Below are 7,317 nucleotides of genomic sequence, written 5' to 3'. Positions count from 1 at the left end.
TGATGTTGAAGTACCTTCCCACCACGACCTCCAGCTCGCTTTCAATCGCTGTGTCAGAAACCGAGCCGATGGCCGCAAAAAGGTCTCCGGCTATCCCGGCAAAGACGTCCACCAGATGCGGATCGAAGTGCGAGCCCCTTTCCCGGTTGATGATCTCCATCGTGGTGTCCATGGGCAATGGCTCCTTGTATGGCCGCCGGGAGGTCAGGGCGTCAAAGACATCGACGATGGCAAAGAGACGCGCGGGCAGGGGAATCTCCGCCCCCTTCAGTCTGGACGGATAGCCGCTGCCGTCGAACCGCTCGTGGTGGCATTGCACCACATCGAGGGCGTCGCCGAGCCAGGCGTATCGGCCGATGATCTCCTCGCCATGCCGGGGATGAGCCTGCATGATCAACCGCTCGTCAGGGGTCAGCGCTCCGGGCTTGAGCAGAATCGTGTCGCTGATGCCGATCTTGCCGACATCGTGCAGAAAGGCGCCCTTGATCAGGCTGCGGATGACTTCGGCCGGAAGGCCAAGGGCTTCGGCAAAGCGGATGGCGTAGAGTGTGACCCGGTAGTTGTGGACGTTCGTGTCACTGTCCCGTTTGGCAATGGCGCTGCCCAGCACCTGCAACATGCCGATGTTCGCCCGGGACAAGTCCACGGACAGCCGGATCAAGTCCCGGTTCAGGGCCATGATGATCGGGTAGAGAGCGACGGTCGTGGCCAGAATCAGCACCACGACCTGAATCATGGACGATATGAACCGCTCCTGAATCGCGGTCATCGTCTCCTGGTCGGCCTGATAGACCCCCTCGAAGTGCCCGGTGAGCTTCCCCGCTCCGTTGCGCAGTGGCACCAGGACGGATACCGCCAGCCTGCCGTCCAGATAGAAGGTGGTGTACTGAGCGCCGGGGGAGGGCGCCAAGAGATGCTGCCCGTGGTCTTTCGCCGCCGCCTCGACCCCGGGGCGGGTCACGGCGACGGTCTTTTGTCCTGCTCCGTTGTACAGGGTAACGGCAACGAAGTGACCCGCCCGGATATGCTCGGCGCTCCTCTCCAGAAGCAGCCGCTGATGCTCCGGCTCCTTGCTGTTCAGATAATCCAGGGTGTCCTGCGTGAACGGGCTTGATTCCCTGATCGCCAGATCCCGGACCATCCTGTCCACCTGCCGGATCTCGATGGCATACACCGCGGCGCCGATAACGAGCGACAGAAGGGGCCAGGCCAGGATCAACCTCAGAATCAGGGCCTTCCGGATCGTTGCGGGTATGGTCAGCATCTTGGGCCGCCAGCCAGGCCCCTGAGGAGAACGAATCGGCAGGTCATCGTCTGCCGGGCCTGGTGCCAGAACTACAGCATTGAACCGAAGGGGAAGTCAACGTTCGTACGAGAATTGCGGCCACTGGCCGACCGGCGAAGACGAGGGGTACCCGCCGCGCAGAGCCCTGAAGGGGCGACCCATACCAGCCCAGGGCAACGCCCTGGGGACGGGGATCGGGGCGGCGATCCGGACGGTGACCGGGGACGGGGATCGGAATGGTGACCCGGACGGTTGTCCGGACGGCGATCGGGGCGGTGATCCGGACGGGAATGGGACGGTGATCCGGACGGGGGGGCGGCATGGCGATGGAGACCAGGATCGGTTGCGAAACCGTCGATCGGGGTCGGAATCGGATGGGAGGACGGCGTCGCAGGGCCAGCTGGCATGTTGGGGCGGGCGGGCCGGATTTCGCTCCTCCCTTTTCGCCGCCAGTGGCGTACAATAGGGCCGGCATCTCCCGGGCGATCCTGCCCGGCCCACGGGGCACCCCCAGCCAACAGCGAGGAGCGCAATGAGGCTATTGAAGAAAGGTCTTGGTCTCAAGCTGATGGTGTATTTGAGCCTGTCGCTGATCGCGGTATTCAGCGTGATCGGCTTCCTGAATATGCGCATGTACCGGTCGCATCTCATGATGGGGGTCCATCAGAATGCCGATCAGGTCAGCGATATCATCAAGGGCAGCACCAACTACTCCATGCTCACCAACGAGCGGGAGCGGGTGTATCAGACCATCACCGCCATTGGCCGCGAGCCGGGCATCCAGAAGATCAGGATCTACAACAAGGAGGGCTACATCACCTTCTCCACCGACCCGTCTGAAGTCAACACCATGGTCAACATGCAGGACGATGCCTGCGTGGTCTGCCACAGCGGCGGCAGCAATCCACCGGCTGGTGAGGTGGCCATCCGCGAGCGCAGCCGCGATTACTACAACAGGGCAGGCAGCCACGTCCTGGGCGTGATCAGTCCGATCAAGAGTGACCCGTCCTGCGTCACCGCGGACTGCCATGCCCACAGCGCTGACCAGAAGGTGCTGGGGGTTCTCGACGTGATCATGGAGCTGGACAAGCTGGACGCCATTCAGCAGGAGTACGAGCGGCGCTTTGTCTGGTATGTGCTCCTGACCATCCTCTTTGTCTGCGTCATCTCCAGTCTGTTCGTCTTCCTGGTCGTGCAGCGGCCTCTGAACGAGATCGTGGCCGGCACCGAGAGAATCGCTGCCGGCAAGCTGAGCTTTTCGATCGATGTCAAATCCGAGGATGAAATCGGCATGCTGGCCCAATCGTTCAACGCCATGACCTCGGATCTGAAGAAATCGCGCAACGAGCTGCTCGCCGCCAAGGCCTACACGGACAACATCATCCAGTCCATGCTCAATTCACTGGTCGTGGTCGACCGCAATGCCCTTATCCAGCATGTCAACAAGGCCACCTGCAACCTTCTGGGCTACTCCGAGGCGGAGCTGCTCGGGCAGCCCATGGCCATGATCTTTGCCAAGGGCTATTTCGAAGAGCTGGGCTTCAGCGACGCCTCCATCCATGAGTTCGGCGGCACCGGGGAGACGATCTACCAGGCGAAGGGTGGCAAGAAGATCCGGGTGCTCCTGTCGGCAGCAGCCATCCGCAACGATCAGGGCGAGTTCCAGGGCGTGGTCTTCATCGCCCAGGACATCACCCTGCAGACCGAGGCCATGCGGGCCGGCCATCTGTCCTCCCTGGGGGAGCTGGCGGCCGGCGTCGCCCATGAGATCAACAACCCCTTGAACAGCATCATCAACTTGGCGCAGATTCTGATCGATGAGCTGGAGGCCGAGGTACCGCTCACGGAAGAGCTGCTGTTCCGGATCATGAACGAGGGCGACCGGGTGAGCAACATCGTGCGCAGCCTGCTGTCCTTTGCCCGGGAGACCGATCGGGGCAAGACCCTGGCCATGGTGCATGAGATCACCCGGGAAACCCTGGCCCTGACCGACGCGCAGCTGTTCAAGGATGGCATCGTCCTGGATCTGCAGGTTCCCGATGACCTGCCCTGCCTGATCGCCAATTTCCAGCAGATCATGCAGGTGTTCATCAACATCATCAACAACGCCCGTTACGCCCTGAATCAGAAGTACCGCGGCGCCCATCCCGACAAGAAGCTGACCATCAGCGGCGAGCTCAAGCACCTCGACGGCAGTTGGGTGATTGACGTCAGCTTCCTGGACGCCGGTACCGGCATCCCGGCCTCGATCATCGACAAGGTCATCAACCCCTTCTTCACCACCAAGCCGGCGGGCCAGGGCACTGGCCTGGGCCTGGCCATCAGCCACGGCATTGTCACGGACCACGATGGCAAGCTGATCATCGAGAGCGTGGAAGGCGAGTACACCAGGGTCACCACCCGCTTCCCGGTGCCGGAAAGCGAGCAGCTGTCCAGCGCCGAGCCGGTCAGCGGCCCGGTTTCGGTGCAGGATATCGACCTGCACGGCTGAGGCGGACGTCAGGGCTCGATCTTGGCCAGGGCGGCGGCGGCGCCGATGACCACCAGGCGGTCTCCCGCGCCCAGGCGGTCGTTGGCGCGAGGAATGAAGCGGAAGGTCTCCTCGGCGGCCTGGCGGATGGCGACCACCTGGACACCGAAGCGGTTGGTGAGGTCGATCTCCCGCAGACTCCTGCCAGCCCAATGCTCCACGATCAGCTCTTTCAGGGCCATCTTCTGGTCGAACGGCAGGTATTCGATGAAGCCGGGATTGGCGATGCGGTTGGCCAGCTGCTTGGCGGCCAAGTGCTCCGGGATGATCACCTCGTCTGCCCCCACCTTGCGCAAGAGCTTCTCGTGATCGGAGTTGATGGCCTTCACCCACACCGAGGGCACGCCCAGCTCCTTGAGGTACATGGTGATCATGGTGCTGGCGGCGATGGAGTCGCCCACCGAGACCAGCACGTGGGACAGGTCGGCGAAGCCCATCTGCTGCAGGGCCTTCTTGTTGCTGGCCTCGGCCTGGAAGACCTGGGTGAAGACCTGCTGCGCCCGGGCCACGTTGGCCGCGTTGCTGTCCACCCCCAGCACCGACTGTCCGAGCTTGATGAGGGTCTTGCCAAACGTGTAACCGAACTTGCCCAGGCCGATGACGCCGATCTGCAGGGGGGCAGGCATAGGAGGTCTCCTCGACTCCGGAGGAAAGGTCAGCCGATGAGCATGTCGTCCTCGGGCCAGGTGAAGAGCTCCGGCTCCTGGACGCTTTGCATGGCAGCCACGAACAGGATCGGTCCCAGGCGGCCTACGAACATGAGGGCCGTGATGATGAGCTTGCCGGCGACGCTCAGCTTCGGGGTAAGCCCGGTGGACAGGCCGACGGTGCCGAAGGCGGACACTGCCTCGAAGAGCACGTCCAGCTCGATGCCGCCGGCCTGGGGGTGGGGAACAGTACCGCCTTCGGTCACGGTGAGGAGGAAGGCGGCAATACTGATGATGCCGCTGGCAAAGACGAAGAGGATGATCGCCCGGCTGTGGGTGGCGCTGTTCACGGCAAAGCGGCCGATGACTGCCTGGCGCCGGCCCCGCAGCTGGGCCCTGGTGAAGGCCCACAGGGTGCGGCAGGTGGTGACCTTGATGCCACCGGCGCAGGAGCCCGGGGCGCCGCCGATGAACATGAGGATGATCATGATGAGCAGCGAGATGTTGGTCATCTGGCCGATGTCCAGGGTGTTGAAGCCGGCGGTCCGGCAGGTCACCGACTGGAAGAGGGCGGCCAGGATGGTCTCGTCCCAGGGCCGGCTGGCAGGCTGGCCGCCGAGCTCGCTCAGGTACAGTCCACCGGCACCGGCCACCACCAGAAAGGCCGAGGTGGAGAGGACGACGCCGGCGTACCAGGAGGGACGGCGGCGGGGCCACTCCCGGCGCAGCCGGCTGGCCAAGAGTGATTGACCCTCGATCAGGACCGAAAAGCCGATGCCGCCCAGGATGATGAGTGCCATCACCACCAGGTTGATGCCCCAGGCGCCGCGCCAGTCCATGAGGTTGCTGGCGTAGAGAGAGAAGCCGGCGTTGCAGAAGGCGGAGACCGCGTGGAAGAGGGCGGCGAAGGGAGGGAAGCCCGCGGGGGCCAGGAGATGCAGCAGGATGGCGCCTGCCGCCTCGATGAGCACGGTCAGGAGCACCAGGCGCACCAGGAAGCTGCCCAGGCGGAAGCTGGGATCGTGCAGCAGGCTCTGCCCCACCGCGATGCGGTCGGTGAGGGAGACCCGCTGCCGCCACAGATAGAAGATCAGGCTGGTCAGGGTCATGATGCCCAGGCCACCGGCCTGGATGAGGACCAGGATCACCCCGTGGCCGAAGGGGCTGTACGCGGTGCCGGTATCGACCACCGTCAGGCCGGTGACGCAGGTGGCGGATGTGGCGGTGAACAGGGCGTCCAGCCAGCCGATCCGGCTGCCGGCGGCGCTCCAGGGGCTGTGCAGGAGCACGGTGCCCGCCAGGATCATGAGGGCGAAGAACAGGATCGGCAGAAGGAGCGGGCTTGGGGCCGGGCGGCGCATGGGGTCGGCGGCCCAATCTTCCCCAGGCTGGGCCAGGCTGGCAAGGCGCCTGGCCGGGGCGGCGGGGCCCCGGCCAGGCACGGGCCGATCAGGTGGGCAGGGAGGTCAGGTACGAGCGCAGGTTGGCCTTCTTGTTGAGCAGGCCCAGCTTCTTGCGCAGGTTGTGGCGGTGGAAGAGCACGGTGTTGATGGAGACCCGCACCACCTTGGCGATGTCCTTGTTGGTGCGGCCCTCCTTGATCAGGTTGGCGATCTGGATCTCCTTCGGGGTCAGATCCAGGTACTTGGCCGCCATCTTGGCGGTGACCGGCGAGATGATCTCCTTGAGATTGGTCTCCAGGATGGTGACATAGGCGGTTTGGGTGCTGGACAGCTCGGTGTTGTTCCGGAGCTTCTCCATGTAGGGCATGATCAGCCGCTTGACGTTGGTGAGCACCCGCTCCTCCAGCTCCCGCTTGTCCTCCTCCCGGCGGACCAGAAGGACATTGAGGGCCGCGTTCACCTCCTGGAGGTTGTGGGTGTGGGTCTCCAGCTCCGCCTCGCGCTGCCGCAGCACCTCTTCCGCGGCCTTCCTTGAAGAGATGTCCCGGATGATCAGGGTGACGAAGGAGCCGTCTTTGGTCCGCCAGCGACTCTCGGACATCTCCATGGGGAACTCGCTTTCGTCCTTGCGCACCCCGCGAAGATCCATCAGCCGATCCACACCGCCGCGGCTCCGGCTGCTGGTCTTTTTGAGCATCTTGGTCACGGCCTTGCGATCTTCCTTGGGCAGAAGGTCGACAAAGGGACGGCCCAGGGCCTCGGCCGCCGGGTAGCCGAAGATCTCGGTGGCGCCCTGGTTCCAGAACATGATCAGCCCTTCCCCGTCCACGGTGACGATGGCGTCACTGGCCGCCTCCACGACGGATCGGAACTTCACCTCCTTGGCATCCAGATCCTCCATGGACCCCTTGAGGGCCGCGGCCCGCTCCTCCAACTCGGCCTTGAGCTTGTCCAGGGACAGGGTCTTGGCCTCGAAGGCCTGGGTCAGCTCCCGGTTCTTGAGGATCGTCTGGTAGGCGTCGACGGCCTGCTTGAGGACCACCCTCAGGTCTTTGGTCTCCCAGGGCTTGACGACATAGCGGAAAGCGTGGCCGCGGTTGATGGCATCGAGGATCTCCGCCGTGTCGGTGAAGGCAGTCAGGATCAGGCGGACAGTGTCCGGGTAGTCCTTCTGGAGCTGCTCCAGGAAGTCGACCCCGCTCATGTGGTCCATGCGCTGGTCTGTGACCACCAGGGCCACATCCTTGTTGGCGGCCATCACCGCCAGCCCCTCCTCGCCGGAGGCCGCCGTCAGCACGTTGAACTCCTTGCCGAAGGAGATGCGGAAGTTGTCCAGGCTCGCCGGCTCGTCGTCTACATAGAGAAGCTTGAGTTTTTTCATGTTTCCTCATCCTTAATGCCAGGGTTGATCATGGGCGCGGCAAAGCCGCCTGCGGAGTGACGGGGCCGGGA

At 63.9% G+C, this 7,317-nt stretch carries 5 protein-coding genes; 1 reads left to right on the top strand and 4 read right to left on the bottom strand.

All coding sequences use genetic code 11. The features are described from left to right. Nucleotides 1-1,264: HD-GYP domain-containing protein (locus AB1634_04780; GenBank protein MEW6218836.1), on the bottom strand; the 1,264-nt coding region annotated here is incomplete at its 3' end. A gap of 562 nt (nt 1,265-1,826) precedes the next feature. Here AB1634_04780 and AB1634_04775 point away from each other — a divergent pair. After that, nucleotides 1,827-3,776, top strand: coding sequence for a PAS domain S-box protein (locus tag AB1634_04775; GenBank protein MEW6218835.1), 1,950 nt, complete (start codon nt 1,827-1,829; stop codon nt 3,774-3,776). A gap of 8 nt (nt 3,777-3,784) precedes the next feature. Here AB1634_04775 and AB1634_04770 read toward each other — a convergent pair whose 3' ends face one another. From AB1634_04770 to AB1634_04760, 3 genes are all read right to left on the bottom strand, one after another. Beyond that, nucleotides 3,785-4,441, bottom strand: coding sequence for a TrkA family potassium uptake protein (locus AB1634_04770; protein ID MEW6218834.1), 657 nt, complete (start codon nt 4,439-4,441; stop codon nt 3,785-3,787). Nucleotides 4,442-4,470: 29 nt separating this feature from the next. Next, nucleotides 4,471-5,823 (bottom strand): potassium transporter TrkG, encoded by a 1,353-nt coding sequence (locus AB1634_04765; GenBank protein MEW6218833.1) that lies wholly within the window; start codon nt 5,821-5,823, stop codon nt 4,471-4,473. Nucleotides 5,824-5,911: 88 nt separating this feature from the next. Further along, nucleotides 5,912-7,246 carry a PAS domain S-box protein gene (locus AB1634_04760; protein ID MEW6218832.1) on the bottom strand — a complete coding sequence of 445 codons (1,335 nt, stop codon included), beginning with the start codon at nt 7,244-7,246 and terminating at the stop codon, nt 5,912-5,914. Between the last annotated feature and the right edge of the window lie 71 nt (nt 7,247-7,317).

This window comes from Thermodesulfobacteriota bacterium, assembly GCA_040755095.1.
Taxonomy (GTDB): Bacteria; Desulfobacterota; Desulfobulbia; order Desulfobulbales; family JBFMBH01; genus JBFMBH01.
Note: the sequence above shows the minus strand (reverse complement) of the source record. Positions and strands in the feature narration are given on the sequence as shown.

Coding starts and splice junctions, on each gene's coding strand:
- AB1634_04770 (MEW6218834.1), bottom strand. CDS start 4,441: ATGCCTGCCCCCCTGCAGATCGGCGTCATCGGCCTGGGCAAGTTCGGT.
- AB1634_04760 (MEW6218832.1), bottom strand. CDS start 7,246: ATGAAAAAACTCAAGCTTCTCTATGTAGACGACGAGCCGGCGAGCCTG.
- AB1634_04765 (MEW6218833.1), bottom strand. CDS start 5,823: ATGCGCCGCCCGGCCCCAAGCCCGCTCCTTCTGCCGATCCTGTTCTTC.